The 17486-nt window shown below is 72.2% G+C and carries 15 protein-coding genes; 9 read left to right on the top strand and 6 right to left on the bottom strand.

Translation table 11 applies throughout. The annotated features are described in order from the left end of the window. Positions 1–39: 39 nt before the first annotated feature. The gene (locus BJ958_RS14850) at positions 40–1341 is read right to left on the bottom strand and encodes an HNH endonuclease signature motif containing protein (protein WP_179727590.1); all 1302 of its coding nucleotides are present in this window, start codon (positions 1339–1341) and stop codon (positions 40–42) included. A gap of 289 nt (positions 1342–1630) precedes the next feature. On the opposite strand from BJ958_RS14850, the gene BJ958_RS14845 reads away from it, so the two are divergent. Together BJ958_RS14845 and BJ958_RS29075 are read left to right on the top strand one after the other, a co-directional pair. Further along, on the top strand, positions 1631–2821 hold the full coding sequence (locus tag BJ958_RS14845; RefSeq protein ID WP_179726751.1) for an IS110 family RNA-guided transposase: 1191 nt from the start codon (positions 1631–1633) through the stop codon (positions 2819–2821). Positions 2822–3312: 491 nt separating this feature from the next. Beyond that, positions 3313–3822, top strand: coding sequence for an STAS domain-containing protein (locus tag BJ958_RS29075; RefSeq protein ID WP_179727588.1), 510 nt, complete (start codon positions 3313–3315; stop codon positions 3820–3822). 30 nt (positions 3823–3852) lie between these two features. Here the strand turns inward: BJ958_RS29075 and BJ958_RS14835 are convergent, their stop codons facing one another. Genes BJ958_RS14835 through BJ958_RS14825 form a run of 3 tightly spaced genes read right to left on the bottom strand, consistent with a single transcriptional unit; the run spans position 3853 to position 6909 of the window. Next, complete coding sequence (locus BJ958_RS14835) at positions 3853–4137, bottom strand: hypothetical protein (protein WP_179727587.1); 285 nt, start codon at positions 4135–4137, stop codon at positions 3853–3855. Further along, positions 4137–5111, bottom strand: a complete 975-nt coding sequence (locus tag BJ958_RS14830) for an NAD-dependent epimerase/dehydratase family protein (protein WP_179727584.1) — start codon at positions 5109–5111, stop codon at positions 4137–4139. Before BJ958_RS14830 ends, BJ958_RS14835 begins: the two co-directional genes overlap by 1 nt. A gap of 49 nt (positions 5112–5160) precedes the next feature. Next, the gene (locus BJ958_RS14825) at positions 5161–6909 is read right to left on the bottom strand and encodes a dolichyl-phosphate-mannose--protein mannosyltransferase (protein ID WP_343052693.1); all 1749 of its coding nucleotides are present in this window, start codon (positions 6907–6909) and stop codon (positions 5161–5163) included. 40 nt (positions 6910–6949) lie between these two features. Between BJ958_RS14825 and rsmI the strand changes: the two genes are divergently transcribed. From rsmI to BJ958_RS14810, 3 genes are read left to right on the top strand one after another with little or no spacing between them, the layout of a single operon-like run. Further along, positions 6950–7786 (top strand): 16S rRNA (cytidine(1402)-2'-O)-methyltransferase, encoded by an 837-nt coding sequence (rsmI, locus tag BJ958_RS14820; RefSeq protein ID WP_179727577.1) that lies wholly within the window; start codon positions 6950–6952, stop codon positions 7784–7786. After that, the gene (locus BJ958_RS14815) at positions 7779–8639 is read left to right on the top strand and encodes an alpha/beta fold hydrolase (RefSeq protein ID WP_179727575.1); all 861 of its coding nucleotides are present in this window, start codon (positions 7779–7781) and stop codon (positions 8637–8639) included. Before rsmI ends, BJ958_RS14815 begins: the two co-directional genes overlap by 8 nt. Then, positions 8636–9481: a TatD family hydrolase gene (locus BJ958_RS14810; RefSeq protein WP_179727573.1), complete on the top strand. Its 846-nt coding sequence runs from the start codon at positions 8636–8638 to the stop codon at positions 9479–9481. Before BJ958_RS14815 ends, BJ958_RS14810 begins: the two co-directional genes overlap by 4 nt. A gap of 1 nt (position 9482) precedes the next feature. On the opposite strand, the gene BJ958_RS14805 is transcribed toward BJ958_RS14810, so the two are convergent. Further along, on the bottom strand, positions 9483–10280 hold the full coding sequence (locus BJ958_RS14805) for an HDOD domain-containing protein (RefSeq protein ID WP_179727571.1): 798 nt from the start codon (positions 10278–10280) through the stop codon (positions 9483–9485). Beyond that, entirely contained in the window at positions 10277–12352 is a 2076-nt protein-coding gene (locus tag BJ958_RS14800; RefSeq protein ID WP_179727570.1) for a putative bifunctional diguanylate cyclase/phosphodiesterase, read from the bottom strand. The genes BJ958_RS14805 and BJ958_RS14800 overlap by 4 nt, the downstream gene beginning before the upstream one ends. 355 nt (positions 12353–12707) lie before the next feature. On the opposite strand from BJ958_RS14800, the gene BJ958_RS28575 reads away from it, so the two are divergent. From BJ958_RS28575 to BJ958_RS14780, 4 genes are read left to right on the top strand one after another with little or no spacing between them, the layout of a single operon-like run. Then, positions 12708–13874 carry a resuscitation-promoting factor gene (locus BJ958_RS28575; protein ID WP_343052692.1) on the top strand — a complete coding sequence of 389 codons (1167 nt, stop codon included), beginning with the start codon at positions 12708–12710 and terminating at the stop codon, positions 13872–13874. A gap of 17 nt (positions 13875–13891) precedes the next feature. Then, on the top strand, positions 13892–14779 hold the full coding sequence (rsmA, locus tag BJ958_RS14790; RefSeq protein WP_179727568.1) for a 16S rRNA (adenine(1518)-N(6)/adenine(1519)-N(6))-dimethyltransferase RsmA: 888 nt from the start codon (positions 13892–13894) through the stop codon (positions 14777–14779). Next, on the top strand, positions 14776–15669 hold the full coding sequence (locus tag BJ958_RS14785) for a 4-(cytidine 5'-diphospho)-2-C-methyl-D-erythritol kinase (RefSeq protein WP_179727567.1): 894 nt from the start codon (positions 14776–14778) through the stop codon (positions 15667–15669). The genes rsmA and BJ958_RS14785 overlap by 4 nt, the downstream gene beginning before the upstream one ends. Then, positions 15662–17449 (top strand): ABC-F family ATP-binding cassette domain-containing protein, encoded by a 1788-nt coding sequence (locus BJ958_RS14780; RefSeq protein WP_179727564.1) that lies wholly within the window; start codon positions 15662–15664, stop codon positions 17447–17449. The genes BJ958_RS14785 and BJ958_RS14780 overlap by 8 nt, the downstream gene beginning before the upstream one ends. Positions 17450–17486: the final 37 nt, after the last annotated feature.

The raw sequence follows: 17486 nt of genomic DNA, 5'->3' as shown, positions 1-17486 counted from the left end.
CCACAGGCACAGGGTCCTGCGGGGTGTGGGGCGGGGTCGCTACTCGTCCGGCGGGCTGGGGTCGCCGGTGTCGTGCACGGGGTGGGTGCCGCGGTGGTCGACCCGGAACCGGTAGCCGTTGGGACTGGTCCACACGTAGGACCCGGGCATCGGGGACTCGTACCGCCAGGTCGAGTGGGTCTTGGCGCGGTGGTGCCGTCGGCAGAGTGGGACGAGGTTGCAGGGGCAGGTCGGTCCGCCCTGGTCGTGGGGCTTCGCGTGGTCGATGTCGCACCGGGTCGCGGGGCGGGTGCAGTGGGGGAACCGGCAGGTGTGGTCCCGCAACACGACCCTTGTCTTGTGGCGGTCGGGGATCTCGTAGGCCGTGACGGGGAGATGGTCGGCCAGGTCGATCACCGGCCGGACGATCACGGTGGTGTGCCGGGCCCGGAGCCACTCCTTGATCTGGGTGGTGCTGATCGGGCAGCGGCCTTCGTCCCACCGACCGACCGGGTTCCGGCCAGCAAGAGTCGTGTCGGTGACGTGGACGTTGAGGACGACCTTGCGGCCGGGGACGGTCGCGACGACCTCCCCGGTGGCGGGGTCCGGGACCAGCAGGTCGAGGGCCAGGTCGTGGCGGGCGAGCTCGGCAGCCGCTTTCGACCGCCGCACGTCCAACGAGCTCTCGTCACCCAACCGGCCCAGCACCTCCGCCCGACGGGCGACCGCGAGGTCGAGGTCGTGCCCGTCGGCGGCATCCAGGAGCCCGTCGAGGTGCACCAGCCCGTGCTCGTCCACGTCACTGATGTCGAAGTGCCGGTGGTCGGCAGCCTTCTGGCGGTCGGCCTCCGCCTTGTCGGGGTCGAACCGCAGCACGGCTTCGGCGACGAGGCGTTCGAGCTGGGCCCACCCGACGCCGGAGGCGTTCCACAGCTGCCGGTCCACGAACCCCGCCGCCTCAGCGCTCAGAGCGTGGGTGAGGTCGGCGATCCGCTCGGCCCGCCACGGAGCCAGCCGTCCCGCCACCACCGCCTCGTAGACGTTGGGGAGTCGCCACGCGCACTCGATGACCCGTCCGACGTAGGCCTTGCCGCCGTCGGGGGTGCGGCCGAGGACGGCGACGAGCTCCATCAACGCGAACTCCGACACCAGTGGTGCGCCGGGGCCAGCGATGGGCACGCCGGTGTCGAGGTAGCCCTCGGTCATCGTCGCCGCACCTTCGGGTCCGGTGACGATGTGGTCGCCGGCCCACTCCACGATCGTCGCCCATTCGCGGACCAGGGAGGCCTGGCGGGCTTCGACCTCGGCACGCAGCCCGGACAGCAGAGCCGCTGTCGAACGGGGCCGGGTTCCGAGATCCATGACTGAATTCTCCCACCCACCTCCGACATTGATGCTGGTCTTCGCTGCTCCCTGTGGAGTAGTGAAGAGGTCCCGATCGTCGTGCCTCAGCCTCCGACTGTCGCCCTGCTGGGTTGACCATCTTGTGGTCCGGCCGGCGGTCGGGACCCCGCGCGCCGGCCGGGCGGACATGACCTAATAAGAGCCTGGCAAGCGCCTCATCAATGTCCTGTCTGCTCGCCCGACCGGCGTCGACCATCCACATCGGTACGACACGGAAGGCAGCTCCATCATGACAGCGACACGACCAGTGACCCCTGCCGTCTTCGCGGGCGCTGACACCCACGCCGACACGATCCACGTGGCCGCGATCGACGGCTACGGTCGCGATCTCGGCGACGGCGAGTTCCCCACGACGCCGGCGGGCTACCGCGACGCCTTGGCCTTCCTCGCGTCGTTCGGTTCGGTACAGGTCTTCGGGATCGAAGGCACCAGCTCCTACGGAGCAGGGCTGGCCGTTGTGGCCCGCACGGCCGGGATCGCGGTGCGGGAGGTGATCCGTCCCGAAGCCACGGTGCGGCGGATGCAGGGCAAGTCCGACCTGATCGACGCTTACCAGGCGGCCCGTGCCGCCATGACCGGTCGCGCGAAGACCGCGCCGAAGGCCGAGGACGTCGAGGGACTTCGAGCGCTTCTCAGCACGCGACGTTCAGCCGCCAAGGCACGTACTGCGGCGATGAACCAGATTCACGCACAGTTGATCACCGCGCCCGTCGAGATCCGTGAGAGGTACCGGAAGCTGAGCGACAAGCGGTTGATCGACGCGCTCGCTGCCTGCCGCCCCGGCTCCCGCGGTGGAGTGGTGGCCACCGTGCTGCTCGGGTTGAAGATGCTGGCCCAGCGCCACCGGTTCCTCGGCCAGCAGATCGAGCTGCTCGACGACCAGCTCCGCGGCCTGGTCGCGGCGATCAACCTGAACCTGATCTCGGCACGCGGCATCGGACCGGTGACCGCTGCGCAGCTGCTCCTCACCGCGGGCGGCAACCCCGAGCGCCTGGCCAGCGAGACATCCTTCGCTGCCCTGTGCGGCACCGCACCGGTCCCGGCATCGTCGGGCAAGACCACCCGATACCGGCTCTCTCGTGGCGGGGATCGTCACGCCAACTCCGCGCTGCACACGATCGCGACCGTGCGGATGGCCAGCGACCCCCGCACCCGCGAGTTCGTCGCCACCCAGCGCGCCAAGAACCGCAGCAACCCCGAGATCCTGCGAATCCTCAAACGCGCCATCGCCCGCGAGGTGTTCAAGCTGCTCCAGAACCCGAACGCGCTTACCGGAATCGCCGACCTACGACGCATCCGACGCGAGAAGAACCTGCCTATCCGAGTCGTGGTCGAACAGCTCGGCACCACCCTGAACCATGTCAGCCGCATCGAACGCGGAGTCGCGTTCGACCGCGAGTTCACCCAGCGCTACCGAACCTGGCTCCAAGCCGCTTGACAACCATAGGAGCATCAGAAGCGAACGTTCAGAACCCGCCTGGGGACAGGGGAAACTCCCATTCACTGGTGTGGAGAACCGACGTCACCGACCGTCACGAAAGGGCGTCTCGGGACCGTAGCCCGACCGCGGAACCCGACCACCTCGCCGCCTTCTTCGTCGCTGCCCTTTCGGAACTAAACCGGCTACGCAACCGAAGGCCCGAGCACAGTCCCCCCAGCACGAAGCCGAGGGTCTCGAGGCTCGGCCGCCGGCAACGCTCGCGCCTCCCCAACCTCGACGGGCTCAGACGCGGTCCTGTGCCTCCTGGCCGACGCCCTCCTCGCTGGCCGAGCCGGACCCGCGCGTGCTGCGGATCTCGGTGGCCGAAGTGCTGGCTTCCTGTGCCGGAGCGGCGTAGCGTCGAAGGCATCCAGGGGCCTCTCGTGTCTCGCCAGTCAAGGTGTCTCCGTCTTTGGGCGTTCGACTATCACCGGAACCAGGCGATCCACGTGGCCGAGGGGCTGTCCGAGTGCACGGTGACGTCCGAGAGCGGCCCTGACACCGCCACCCTCCACGTCGAGGGCGAGCTGGTCGCCGCGACCAGCGAGATCCTCGAGGGCGCGGTCAACGCGTGCCTGCGCTCGGCGCCGCGGCTGGTCGCCGTCGACCTGGCACACGTGCGCTTCATGGACAGCGCAGGCATCACGGCCCTGCTCAACTGTCGAGGCAGGGCCACCGCCCAGCGGGCCCGGCTCACCGTCATCCGCCCCAACCGCACGCTGATCCGCCTGATGCGTCCGGAGATCCGGGCCCTGCTCGCAGTCGTTCCGGAACCGCCGCCCGGCGACGTCTCCGACCGCACGGGGACGCAAGCAGAGAGTCGGGTCCTGCGGTGCCTGGCGTGCGGCGGCATGACCGCGCACGTGCGCGGACCGACGACGCGGGGTGCCGACGGGTCGTTCCTGGTGCAGTGGTGGAGCTGCACCGAGTGCGACGAGGGCAACACCGTCCTCGACTGACGTCCGCCGGTGGTGTCAGGTGCTGACCGTTCAGCCGGCCGCCTCCCACCGCTGGCGGTCCAGGCAGCGCCGGGCGTCGACGACCCTGCGGTTGCGACGACGGCACCGAGGCCGTCGGGGTCCAGGTCGGCGTCGCGGCAGGCGGGTGGCCCGAGGTGCCGACGCAGACGAAGTGCACGTCCGCGCCCGGCCCGCGGCGAGGGTCGCGATCCGCGCGACGTCACGATCGATCCCGACGACGTCGTGGCCGGCCTCCGCCAGGCACGCGGCGTGCGTGGCTGCGCGGTACCCGGTGCCGAGCACCGAGATCCGCATCAGGCGCTCACCGACGCGTGCGGCGGGTCGGTGGCGAGCTGGTCGGCGAACCAGGCGGCGGTCCGGGACAGCCCCATCCGCAGCGGGGTCGTCGGCGACCAGCCCAGCCGGGTGCGGGCGCGGGTCAGGTCCGGCTTGCGCACGAGGGGATCCTGCGGTGCCCGGGGCACGTGCTGCACCGGGGACGTCGACCCGGTCACCTGACGGATCACCTCGGCGACCTCGCTGACCGACCGCTCGTCGTCGCTGCCGAGGTTCACCGGTCCGGGCTCGTCGGAGCAGGCCAGGCGGAGCAGCCCGTCGACCAGGTCGCCGACCCAGCACAGCGAGCGCGTCTGGTTGCCGTCGCCGGCCACGGTCAGCGGTTGCCCGGTCAGCGCCTGCACCATGAGCGTCGGCACGAGCCGGCCGTCCTCGGGGTCCATCCGCGGCCCGTAGGTGTTGAAGATCCGGGCGATCGCCGTGCGGGTGCCGTGCTCGACGTGGTGCGCGACGGTGAGCGCCTCGGCGAAGCGCTTCGCCTCGTCGTACATGCTGCGGGGGCCGGTGGGGTCGACGCGACCTCGGTAGGTCTCGCGCTGCGGGTGCTCCTCCGGGTCGCCGTACACCTCCGAGGACGAGGCGAGCAGGAACCGGGCCCCGTGGCGGGCGGCGAGGTCGAGCGCGTGGCCGGTGCCGTGCGAGCCGGCCCGCAGGGTCTCCAGCGGCATCCGCTGGTAGTGCACCGGGGACGCCGGCGAGGCGAGGTGGAAGACGGCATCCACCCGGCCCTCGACCGGGATGCCGACCGTCACGTCGGCGTCGACGAACCGGAAGCCGGCCGTCTCGCGCAGGTGGGCGATGTTGGCTGTGCTGCCGGTCACGAGCGAGTCGACGCACACGACCCGGGCTCCTTCGGCGAGCAGTCGCTCGCACAGCCACGAGCCGAGGAAGCCCGCTCCTCCGGTCACGACGCAGTCAGCGGGGATCTCCATCCGTGGGCGGTACCCCTGCCCGGGGCGGGCAGACCGGCGCAGGGCAGCCTCAGACCCAGCGCGAGAACCAGATCCGGTCCAGCCACTCGCTGTGCGTCAGGATCTGGTTGGTCCAGATCGGCCAGAACCAGGCGAAGTTCACCAGGGTCAGCACGACGAACGCCCCGCTCACCACGACGCCGGCGGTACGACGGGGGGACGGGGCGCGCGAGGGCCCGATCAGGGTCCCGATGGTGAGCGTGATCGCGATGATCGTGAACGGCAGGATGGCGATCGCGTAGAACAGGAAGATCGGCCGGTCGTCGTACATCATCCAGGGCAGCCAGGTGGACAACGCCCCCACGACCGCCAGCCCGTAGCGCCAGTCCCGGGCGCCGATCCACATCACCACGGCGAACATCAGCGCGAGCACGCCGCCCCACCACAGCACCGGCGTCGGCAGCAGGAGCACCTGCTTGATGCAGGTGCTGTCCGCGGGCGCGTCGCAGCCGGGCGCGTCGGGGGAGATGTCGTTGGTGACCGCGACGCCGACCGGACGGTTGATCAGCAGCCAGCTCGACGGCTTGGACTGGTAGAAGTGCGTCGAGCAGTTCAGGAAGTGCGTGTGGAACGTGTAGACGTCCTGGTGGTAGTACCACAGCGAGCGCAGCGACTGCCACACCTCGCCCACCCCGGAGGCGTCCTTCTCGGTCGCGGTCGGCCACTTCCTCGACGTGTCGAGGTTGTCGGCGACGTAGTGCTCGTCGTCGGAGTCGGTGTCCTTCGCGCAGTGACCCTGGCCGGTGTACTGCCGGTACTGCGTGGAGCTGAGGTGCTCCTCGTACTCCTTCGCGTGGGCCAGCCAACCGCCCCAGGTGGCGACGTAGACGAGCAGCGCCACCACGACGAGGGAGAGGAAGGCGGGGATCCCGTCGGCGATCGCCCCCTTGGGCAGGGCCCAGCGGATGCCGAGCGAGCGACGGGCGCCGGCACTCCACAGCCAGCACAGCACGCCGAGCGCGGCCAGCGGGTACGCCGCCGTCCACTTGGTGCCGAGCGCCAGACCGAAGCACACGCCGGCCGCCAGCAGCCACGGTCGGAACAGGATCCGCGGACCCCAGCCCGTCAGGCCCACGCCCTCCTCCGTACGCCGCGCGCGCTTCGCCAGCCGCGCGCGGTGCCAGTCGCGGTCGGCCACGAGGCACGAGACCGCGCACAGCAGGAAGAGCGCGAGGAAGATGTCGAGCAGCGCCAGCCGGGACAGCACGAAGTGCAGGCCGTCGAGCATGAGCAGGGTGCCGGCGATGCAACCGAGCACGGTCGAGCCGGTCATCCGTCGCACGAGACGGCACATGACCAGCACCATCAGCGCGCCCGCGACGGCCGACGCGATGCGCCAGCCGAACGGGTCCATCCCGAAGGCCTTCTCGCCCAGCGCGATCAGCCACTTGCCGACGTCGGGGTGCACCGCGAGCGACGGGTCGCCGGTCCACACGTGCTGCGTGTGCCCGGCGAGGATGTCGGCGTTGATGTCGGTCTTGGTGTTGCCGTCGACGTCGGTCAGGTAGGTCTCGATGTAGCCGTTGTTGAGCAGCGACCACGCGTCCTTGGCGTAGTAGGTCTCGTCGAAGGCGAACCGGTGGGGGTTGCCCAGGCCGATGAGGCGCATCCCGAACGCCAGCAGGGTCAGGGCGATCGGGCCGAGCCACCCGACCAGGCGCTGCCGCGCGGACAGGCGACGGACGGGGCTCACCGCGCGCTCGACCGCCAGCGGCACCCGGCGGCCGAGAGCGGTGCGGGAGAGGCCGACGACGGTCACGGGGGGAAACCCTACGTGCCCCATCTGCAAGGATCGTGACGTGAGTGGAGTCCTGGTGCTGGCGGGTACGCCGATCGGCCAGGTCGGCGACGCGCCGCCCCGGCTCGCCGAGGAGCTGGCCGACGCCGACGTCGTCGCGGCCGAGGACACCCGCCGGCTGCGCCGGCTGGTCACCGACCTCGGCATCGAGCTGTCCGGTCGGGTCGTCTCCTACTTCGAGGGCAACGAGGCCGCCCGCACCCCGACCCTCGTGGAGGCCCTCGAGAACGGCGAGCGGGTGGTCCTGGTGACCGACGCCGGCATGCCCAGCGTGTCCGACCCGGGCTACCGGCTGGTGGCCGCGGCGGTCGAGGCCGGGATCCGGGTGACCGCCGTCCCCGGTCCGTCCGCTGTGCTCACCGCGCTCGCCGTCTCCGGCCTGCCCGTCGACCGGTTCTGCTTCGAGGGCTTCTTGCCCCGCAAGGCGGGGGAGCGCTCGCGCCGGCTCGCCGACCTCGCCACCGAGCAGCGCACGATGGTGTTCTTCGAGGCACCGCACCGCACCCAGGCTGCGCTGGAGGCGATGCGGGACGCCTTCGGTGCCGACCGGGCCGCCGCCGTGTGCCGCGAGCTGACCAAGACCCACGAGGAGGTACGCCGCGACGGGCTCGGCGCCCTCGTCGACTGGGCCGCCGAGGGAGTCCGCGGCGAGGTCACCATCGTCGTCACCGGCGCCACCCCCGGCGCCGCGATCGCGACCGACCCCGACAGCCTGCGCGCCGCGGTGGCCGACCTCGAGGAGTCCGGCATGCGGCGCAAGGAGGCCATCGCCGTGGTGGCCGGGCAGGCTGGACTCCCCAAACGCGACGTCTACCAGGTGGTGCACATCGATGGCTGAGCTGACGACCCTGACCCGCGACGGACTGGTCTTCGACGTCCTCGACGAGGGCCCGCGCGACGGCGAGGTCGTCGTCCTGCTGCACGGCTTCCCCGAGCGCTCGACCTCGTGGCGGTTCGTCGCCCCGTTGCTGAACGCGGCGGGCTACCGCACCGTCGCGATGGACCAGCGCGGCTACTCCCGCGGCGCCCGGCCGCGGCGCCGCCGCGACTACCGCGGCAGCGAGCTGATGGCCGACGTCCTCGCACTGGTCGACGCCGCCGCCGGCCCGACCGGCAAGGCCCATGTCGTCGGCCACGACTGGGGCGCCGTCCCGGCCTGGCTGCTGGCTGCCCACCACCCCGACCGGGTCGCGTCGCTGACCGCCGTCTCGGTACCGCACCCGCAGGCGTTCCTCACCGCGATGCTGCGCTCCGGCCAGCTGCTGAAGTCCTGGTACATGCTGGCCTTCCAGCTCCCGCGCCTGCCCGAGCTGGTGCTCAGCCGGACGGGCGACATCGCTGCCCGTCAGCTCCGCTCGGCCGGGTTCACCGCCGACGACGTGGCCCGGTTCCGCTCCGAGATCGTCGCGGACGGCGCACTGCCGACCGCGCTCAACTGGTACCGCGCCCTGCCGCTGGGCGACCCGCGCCTGATGCGCCGCCGGGTCAGCGTCCCGACCACGATGGTGTGGAGCGACCAGGACGTCGCGCTGGCCCGCTGGGGTGCCGAGCACGCCGGCGACTGGGTGGACGCACCGTTCCGCTTCGTGCCGCTGGAGGGCGTGTCCCACTGGATCCCCACCCAGGCGCCCGAGGCGCTGGCCGAGGCGATCTTGGACCGGGTCGACCACGCGCAGGCTGCCGCCTCGTGAGCGAGGAGCGCCCGCCCGTCCCGGAGCCGCTGCCGCACCCGGTCGTCGACAACCACTGCCACCTCGACATCGGCCGGGGCGCCGGGGCCTGGGACGCGCGGGAGGCGATCGACGCGGCGGTGGCGGTCGGCGTACGACGGATCGTGCAGATCGGCTGCGACCTGCCCGGTGCCCGGTGGGCCGTCGCGGCCGCGGCGGAGCACCCGGAGCTCGTCGCCGGCGTCGCGCTGCACCCCAACGAGGCGCCCCGGATCCTCGCCGACGGCGGACGGGCCGCGCTCGAGGCCGCGTGGGACGAGATCGAGCAGCTCGCCGGCGCGCACGCGAAGGTGCGCGCGGTGGGGGAGACCGGGCTCGACGCCTTCCGGACCGGCGAGGACGGGCGGGCCGTGCAGGTGGAGTCCTTCCGCCGGCACATCGACATCGCCAAGCGGCTCGGCAAGACGCTGGTCATCCACGACCGCGACACCCACGACGAGGTGCTCGAGGTGATCGACGGCGAGGGCGCACCCGAACGCTGGGTGATGCACTGCTTCTCCGGCGACGCCGCGTTCGCCCGCGCCTGCCTGGACCGCGGCGCACACCTGTCCTTCGCCGGCACGGTGACGTTCAAGAACGCCGAGCCGCTGCGCGAGGCGCTGCGGATCACGCCCCGTGACCGGGTGCTGGTCGAGACCGACGCGCCCTACCTCACGCCCGCGCCCCACCGTGGGCGCACCAATGCGTCGTACCTCGTCCCGCTGACCGTGCGACACATGGCGGCCGAGCGCGGCGACGACCTGGGTGAGCTGTGCGCCGCGATCGACGCCAACACCGAGGCCGCGTTCGGCGGCAGCTGGTAGGTCAAAGGCCCAGCGCCGCCTGCAGCTGCAGGACGTCCGAGCGGATGGCCATCAGGCGTGCGGGCGCCTGCGCCTCGGTCAGCTGGCCGTCCGAGACCCGGTCGAGCGCCACCTTCCGGTGCCGTGGGTGCAGCAGCCGGGCGGTCATCTCGTACGCCGTGCGGAGCAGGGCCCCGTCGGCGCCGGACGCGACGGCCCGCAGTGCGTCGACCATGCCGGCGGGGAAGTGCCACTGGGCCAGCGCCTCGGCGGTGAGCTGGGGCGAGCAGATCCCGTAGCGGTCGGCCTCGGCGCGGAACCGCTCGACCCCGAGCGCGGTCGAGCCGAGCAGCTCGGCGTACCCCTCGGGATCCGCCTGGTGCAGGAGCGCGGCCCCGAGCTGGGCGAGCAGGCCCAGGCTGAGGGCGTCCGCCGTCGTCACCTGGAACCGTGGCCCCAGCGCGCCCGCGGCAGCGGCCAGGTGCACCGACGTGGTCCAGAAGTCGTCGGGCAGGTGCTGCGCGTCGTCGATGCCGGCGAGCGCCACGGTGGCGACCGAGCGCACGGTGTTGAACCCGACGACGGTGACGGCGAGCTGCAGGCTGGTGACCCGGCCGGACAGCCCGAAGTAGGCGGAGTTGGCCAGCTTCATCACCCGGGCCGCGAGCGCCATGTCCGCGCCGAGGACGGCAGCGAGCTCGGCGGCGCCCGCGCTGTCGCTGTTGCAGGTGGCGACGATCCGCGCCGCGACCGGGCGCTGCGAGGACAGCTGGTCCAGCCCGTCGAGGACCTCGTCGATGTCGAGGGCCGTGCGCGTCACAGCAGCGCCCCCTGGGTCAGGGGGAAGGTGGTGCGACACCACTCCACGAACGAGCGTTCGGGCAGGGGCGGGCTGATCGCGAATCCCTGCATCACCGAGCAGTTCATCTCGGTGAGCATCGTCTGCTGGACCGCGGTCTCCACGCCTTCGGCGACCACGCCGATCCCGAGGTTGTGGGCCAGGCTGATGACGGCCTGTGCCACCGCGGTGTGCCCGTCCTCGAGCTCGGCGACGAACGAGCGGTCCACCTTCAGGTAGCTGACGGGCAGCCGTTGCAGGTAGGCCAGCGACGAGTAGCCGGTGCCGAAGTCGTCGATCGCGACCTGCACGCCGTGCTCGCGCATCTCGCGCAGGATCGTCGACGCGGTGTCCGGATCCATCATCAGGGCGGACTCGGTGATCTCCACGCACAGCTGCTCGGGACGAAGCCCGCAGCGCCGCAGGGTCTGCTGGACGGTCTGGACCAGCAGGTTGTCGCTCATCTGCAACGCCGACAGGTTCACGTTGACGCGCGCCGGCGCGAGCGGGCCGAGCTGCACCCGCCACGCCGTCAGCGCTCGGCAGGCCGTCTCCAGCACCAGCTCGCTGAGCTCGCGCACCAGGCCGTGCTCCTCCGCGAGCCGGACGAAGAGGTCGGCGGGAACCGATCCGCGGCGGGGGTGCTGCCAACGCGCCAGCGCCTCGGCCGAGACCAGGTGCGGGCGGTGGTCGCCGTACTCCACGATCGGTTGGTAGTGGAGGGTGATCTGTCGTTCCTCGATCGCCTGGCGCAGGTCCGCCACCAGGGTGAGGGTGTCGTGGGCGGCGCTGCGCGCGCTCTCGTCGAGCACCATGATCCGGCCCTTGCCGCGGGACTTGGCCTGGTACATCGCGATGTCGCAGTCCCGGATCAGGTCGTCCGCGCTGTGGTGGTCCGGACCGCGCAGCACGACGCCGATGGAGCCGCGGGGACGGATCTCCACGCCGTTGAGCACGACCGGCTCGGAGAGCACCCGCAGGATCCGGTCGGCCACGTCGACCGCCCCGTCCAGGCTGGTGGTCGCGCAGGCGACGACGAACTCGTCGCCGCCGAAGCGCGCCACCAGGTCGCCCGGCCGGACCGCACCGGTGAGCCGGTGGGCGATCTCGACGAGGAGCGCGTCGCCCGCGGTGTGGCCGAGGCTGTCGTTGACGACCTTGAAGTTGTCGAGGTCGAGGAACATGCAGGCGAGCCCTGCGTCGGGCGTGGCCATCGCCGCGTTGACGTGCTCCCACAACCGGGACCGGCGGGGGAGCCCGGTCAACGAGTCGTGCGTGGCCTGGTGGTTGAGCTGGTCCTCGAACGCCCGTCGCTCGGTGATGTCCTCGAGGGTCGCGACGAAGCCGTCCCCCAGGCCCGGGGTCCGCAGCGGCGTGAACCTCATGTCGGTGTGGCGGACCTCCCGCCTGCTGTTGAGGAAGCGCGCCTGCAGCTCGCACTCCTCGCCGGCGAGCACGGCCACGACCGTGGCGGCGATGGGCTCGAGGTCGTCGTGGTGCACGTAGGCCATCCACCCGGTCCCGATCAGCTTGTCGGCCGTGACGCCCAGCAGGGTGCACAGGGCGTCGTTGACGTGGCCCAGGCGCATGCCCTGCTCCGACATCAGGGTCGGCACCGGCGAGCGCTCCGCCAGCACCTTGAACCGTTGCTCGTGCGCGTCCGCCGAGGCGCGCAGCGCCAGCTCCAGCTCGGACTGCGCGGGGTCGACCCGCAGCGCCCACAGGCGTCCGCCCGGCGCCGGCGTCGACCGCACCCGGCACGCCACGCTCTCCCCGACAGCGGTCCGCAACGTCACCAGGGTGGTCGTCGGCCGCTCCCGGCGGAACATCGCGGCGAGGGAGTCGCCGTCGGGCGAGGTCATGTGGTCGCGCAGCGGCTCGCCCTGCAGGTCCGAACCCGCGAGGCCGAGGAGCTGGGTGGCTCCCGAGTTGCTCCACCGCACGGCCGGCTCCCCGACCGCGGACAGCTCGACCACCAGCAGGGCCGTGCCGGGGTCCGCGGCGGCGGCGTGCAGCACGGCGGCGACGACGTCGCCCGGGGCGCTGGTGGGCATGGCTTCCTCCTCCCGGACGGTCCGGTCCTGCGTCCCATCGGCGGGCCGCGGCCCGACCTGACGCAAGGAGCGGTGAAGCTGTGTGTCGAGCCGGCGGCCGCTGTGACTGGTGGGACGGATGTGGCGCCGCCGGCGTGACACCGCTCACCGCGACCCGCCAGGAGAGCCCTCGCCAAGTTGCAGATCGCCGCGCACCCCTGTTCTCGTGGATGACTGACGGCCGGGATCGGGAAGCAGTTCCTCGACCAGCTCACCACCGATCCGACCGCCACCGCAGCCGCCGCGCGCAGCTGCAACGGGGGGTTGGATCCGAGCTGGTCGCTCGAGGCCCGGGCAGTACGACGTTCGGAGAATCGTGCGACTTGCGCACCCCACCCTCGCCCAGCTCACGAGTGGCCAGGCGCTGAAGGAGACCCTCCTTCGCGTGGCCAACAGCCGCAAGGCGCTCACGGTCACCATCGCCGCCGTCCTCCTGGCGGTCTCCGCGGTGACCTGGGGCTACTCCTCGATGACCACCGAGGTCCGGCTGTCGATCGACGGCAAGGAGCGCGCCGTCTCCACGATGGGTGACACCGTCGGCGACGTGCTGCGCGACGAGGGCATCAAGGTGTCCGACCGCGACATCGTCCAGCCCAGCGTCGACTCCTCCGTCGAGGCGGGCGACCGGATCGCCGTACGGTTCCGCCGGCCGGTCGAGCTGACCGTCGACGGCGTCACCAGCACCCACTGGGTGACCGCGACCGACGTCGAGGGCGCGCTCAGCGAGATCGGCGTCCTGTACGCCGACAGCCGGCTCTCCACCAGCCGCGGTGCCGACATCGACCGCGGCGGCGCGGAGATCGACGTCGTCACCCCCAAGACGCTCACCTTCGCGCTCGCCGGCCAGCCGCCGGTCACCCGCGAGGTGCCCGCGCTGACGGTCGAGGACGCACTCGCCGAGGTCGGTGTCGAGCTCGACGAGCACGACCGGGTGCAGCCCGCCCGCGGCAGCGAGGTCACCGACGGCGACAGGATCGTGTTCACCGACATCGAGAAGCGAGAGCGCTCGGTGACCGGCGAGGCCGTGGCCGCGCCGGTGCGGAAGGTCTCCGACGACTCGCTCTACCAGGGCCAGACCAAGGTGGTCACCGAGGGCGTCCCCGGCACCCGCGACGTGACCTACAAGGTGACGGTGCGCAACGGCAAGGTCGTGCGCCGCGTCGTCCTCACCGCCACCGTCACCGCCGAGCCGACCCCGGAGGTCGTCAAGGTCGGCACCAAGCCGGTCATCGAGTCCGGCAACACCGTGTGGGACCGTCTCGCCCAGTGCGAGGCCGGCGGCAACTGGCACATCAACACCGGCAACGGCTACTACGGCGGCCTCCAGTTCAACGTCGGCACCTGGCGCGCCAACGGCGGCACCGGCTACCCGCACCAGGCCTCCCGCGAGGAGCAGATCCGGGTCGCGACCCGGGTCCGCGACGCCTCGGGCGGCTACGGCGCGTGGCCGGCCTGCGCCGCGAAGCTCGGACTGCCGCGGTAGACCTATAGCCTGACCCCATGCCTGAAACCTCCGCGCCGCGGCTGCTGGGCCCGGCGGAGGTTCGGGAGCTCGCAGCGCGGCTGGGCGTGCGCCCGACCAAGCAGCGTGGCCAGAACTTCGTCATCGACGCCAACACGGTGCGCCGGATCGTCCGCGAGTCCGGCGTCACCGACGGCGAGGTCGTCGTCGAGGTCGGGCCCGGGCTCGGCTCGCTGACCCTGGCGCTGCTCGAGGTCGGTGCCGAGGTGACGGCGGTCGAGATCGACCCGCTGCTCGCCGAGGAGCTGCCGACGACGATCCGGACCTTCGCGCCGGACCAGGCCGAGCGGTTCCGGGTGGTGCTCGCCGACGCGCTGCACGTCACCGAGGTCCCCGGCCCGCCGCCGCAGGCACTGGTCGCGAACCTGCCCTACAACGTCTCCGTGCCGGTGCTGCTGCACCTGATGGCGCTGCTGCCCTCCCTCCAGCACGGCCTGGTCATGGTCCAGGCGGAGGTCGCCGACCGCCTGGCCGCACCGCCGGGGTCGAAGACGTACGGCGTGCCCTCGGCGAAGGCAGCCTGGTTCGCCGACGTGCGCCGGGCCGGGGCGATCGGCCGCAACGTCTTCTGGCCGGCGCCCAACGTCGACTCCGGCCTGGTCGCCTGGACCCACCACGCGCCGCCGACCGACGAGGTCACCCGGGAGCAGGTGTTCGCCGTCATCGACGCCTCGTTCGCCCAGCGGCGCAAGGCGCTCCGCGGCGCGCTGCGCACCCTGGCCGGCAGTGCCGAGCAGGCGGAAGCCGCGCTGCGGACGGCGGGCATCGACCCGCTGACCCGCGGCGAGGCACTCGGGATCGACGAGTTCGTGGCGATCGCGGTCGCCCTCCACGCGACGGCCGACGGCCCGAAGGGCGATCAATGACGCAAGTGACGGTCCGGGCTCCCGCCAAGGTCAACCTCCACCTCGGGGTCGGCGGGCTGCGACCGGACGGCAAGCACGCCCTCGCGACGCTCTACCAGGCCGTCGGGCTGTACGACGACGTCACCGTCGTCGAGGCCGACGACTGGGCGGTCGGTCTGACCGAGCCGGTCGACGGCGTACCCCTCGACGACGACAACATCGCCATCCGTGCCGGTCGCGCCCTCACCGCGCACCACGGCCTGGACCGGGCCGCCCGGATCACCATCGCCAAGGGCATCCCGGTCATGGGCGGCATGGCCGGCGGCTCGGCCGACGCCGCCGCGACCCTGCTCGCGCTGGACCGGCTGTGGGACCTGCAGACCTCCGACGAGGACCTGCTCCGCATCGCCGGGACGCTCGGCAGCGACGTGCCCTTCGCGCTGCTCGGCGGCACGGCCCTCGGCACCGGCCACGGCGAGATCGTCAGTCCCGTCGCCGACACCAGCTCCGTGTGGTGGGTCGTCGTGCTGTCCGACGAGGGGCTCTCCACCCCCGCGGTCTACGGCCACTTCGACGAGCTCTCGCCCGACGCCCCCGGGGAGCCGCCGATCCCGGAGGCCCTGATCGAGGCGCTCGCCGGCGGCTGCCCGCAGGAGATCGGCGACCTGCTCGCCAACGACCTGTGGCCCGCTGCCCGCGACCTGCGCCCCGACCTGGTCGACGTCGAGGTCCAGCTGCGCAGCATGGCCCCCGACGGTGTCCTGCTGTCCGGCTCCGGCCCGACCCTGCTGATGCTGCACGAGGACGTCGAGGAGGCGCGGACCACCGTCGCCGAGCTCACCGCCCGGGGCCACCGCTGCACCCTCGCCCCCGGTCCCGTCGCCGGCGCCCACGTGGTGACCTATGGCTGAGCCGCGCTCACTGCTCAACCTCGAGCGGGTCTCCAAGTCCTACGGCATCCGCCCGCTCCTCACCGACGTCTCCCTCGGCGTCGGCGCCGGTGAGCGGATCGGCATCGTCGGGCGCAACGGCGACGGCAAGACCACGCTGCTGCGGATCATGACCGGCACCGAGGAGCCCGACGAGGGCCGGGTCTCGCGCCAGCGCGGACTGCTCCTCGGGGTGCTCTCCCAGCAGGACGACTTCGACGACACGCACACCGTGCGCGAGGTCGTGCTCCAGGGCAAGGCCGACCACGAGTGGGCCGCCGACGCCCGCCTGCGCGAGATCGTCGACGTGCTCCTCGCCGGCGTCGACCTCGACCGTGCGGTCCACGGCCTGTCCGGTGGCGAGCGTCGCCGGTGCGCCCTGGCCGGCCTGCTGCTCGGCGACCACGACCTGATCGTGCTCGACGAGCCCACCAACCACCTCGACGTCGAGGCCGTCGCCTGGCTCGCCGCGCACCTCGCGTCCCGCTCGTCGGCCCTCGTCGTGGTCACCCACGACCGCTGGTTCCTCGACGCCGTGTGCCAGCAGACCTGGGAGGTCCACGACGGCGTCGTCGACCTCTACGAGGGCGGGTACGCCGCCTTCGTGCTCGCCAAGGCGGAGCGCCAGCGCCAGGCCGCCGCCTCCGAGCAGCGCCGGCAGAACCTGGTCCGCAAGGAGCTCGCCTGGCTGCGCCGCGGCGCCCCGGCCCGCACCTCCAAGCCGAAGTTCCGCATCGACGCCGCCAACGCGCTCATCGAGGACGTCCCGCCGCCCCGCGACCGCCTTGAGCTGCAGAAGTTCGCGACCCAGCGGCTCGGCAAGGACGTCATCGACATCGAGGACGTCGACTTCTCCCGCGGCACCCGCCAGCTCCTCTCGCACGCCACCTGGCGTCTCGGACCGGGGGACCGGGTCGGCCTGGTCGGCGTCAACGGCGCCGGCAAGACCTCGGTGCTCTCCCTGCTCTCCGGCGAGGCGGCCCCCTCGGCCGGCAAGGTCCGCCACGGTCGCACGGTCGCCCTCCAGCACCTGTCCCAGAACGTCGAGTTCGACGACCCCGAGGCCCGCGTCCTGGCCACCGTCGAGTCGATCCGCCGGGTCACCCGTACCGCCGACGGCGAGATCTCCGCGACCTCGATGCTCGAGCGCTTCGGGTTCACCGGCGACCGGCTCACCGCCCGCATCGGTGACCTCTCCGGTGGCGAGCGCCGCCGCTTCCAGCTGCTCCGGCTGCTGCTCACCGAGCCGAACGTGCTCCTGCTCGACGAGCCCACCAACGACCTCGACATCGAGACGCTCAACGTCCTCGAGGACTTCCTCGACGGCTGGCCCGGCACCCTCGTCGTGGTCTCCCACGACCGGTACTTCCTCGAGCGGGTCACCGACTCGGTCTGGGCCCTGCTGGGCGACGGTCAGATCTCGATGCTGCCCCGTGGCGTCGACGAGTACCTCGAGCGCCGCGCCCAGGCGATGCACCTCGACACGCCATCGGACCGTTCGATCGAACGGCTCGAGCGACCCGGTTCGGCCAAGGCCAAGTCGGGCTCGGCCGAGGAGCGGGCGGCGAAGAAGACCGTCGCCCGGCTCGACAAGGTCCTGGAGCGCCTCTCCGCCCGCGAGGCCGAGCTCACCGCCGACCTCGCCGCTCACGCCACCGATCCGGAGAGGCTGACCGCGATCGGGGTCGAGCTCACCGCCCTCCAGGAGGAGAAGGAGGCGGCCGAGCTGGAGTGGCTCGAGGCCGCCGAGCTGCTCGAGTAGCTCTGGTCCCCGGGGCGGCGCACGCTCCCGAACGGGC

Origin of the sequence: Nocardioides kongjuensis, from assembly GCF_013409625.1 — a bacterium.
Lineage (GTDB): Bacteria > Actinomycetota > Actinomycetes > Propionibacteriales > Nocardioidaceae > Nocardioides > Nocardioides kongjuensis.
This window is presented reverse-complemented; position numbering and strand designations above follow the sequence as displayed.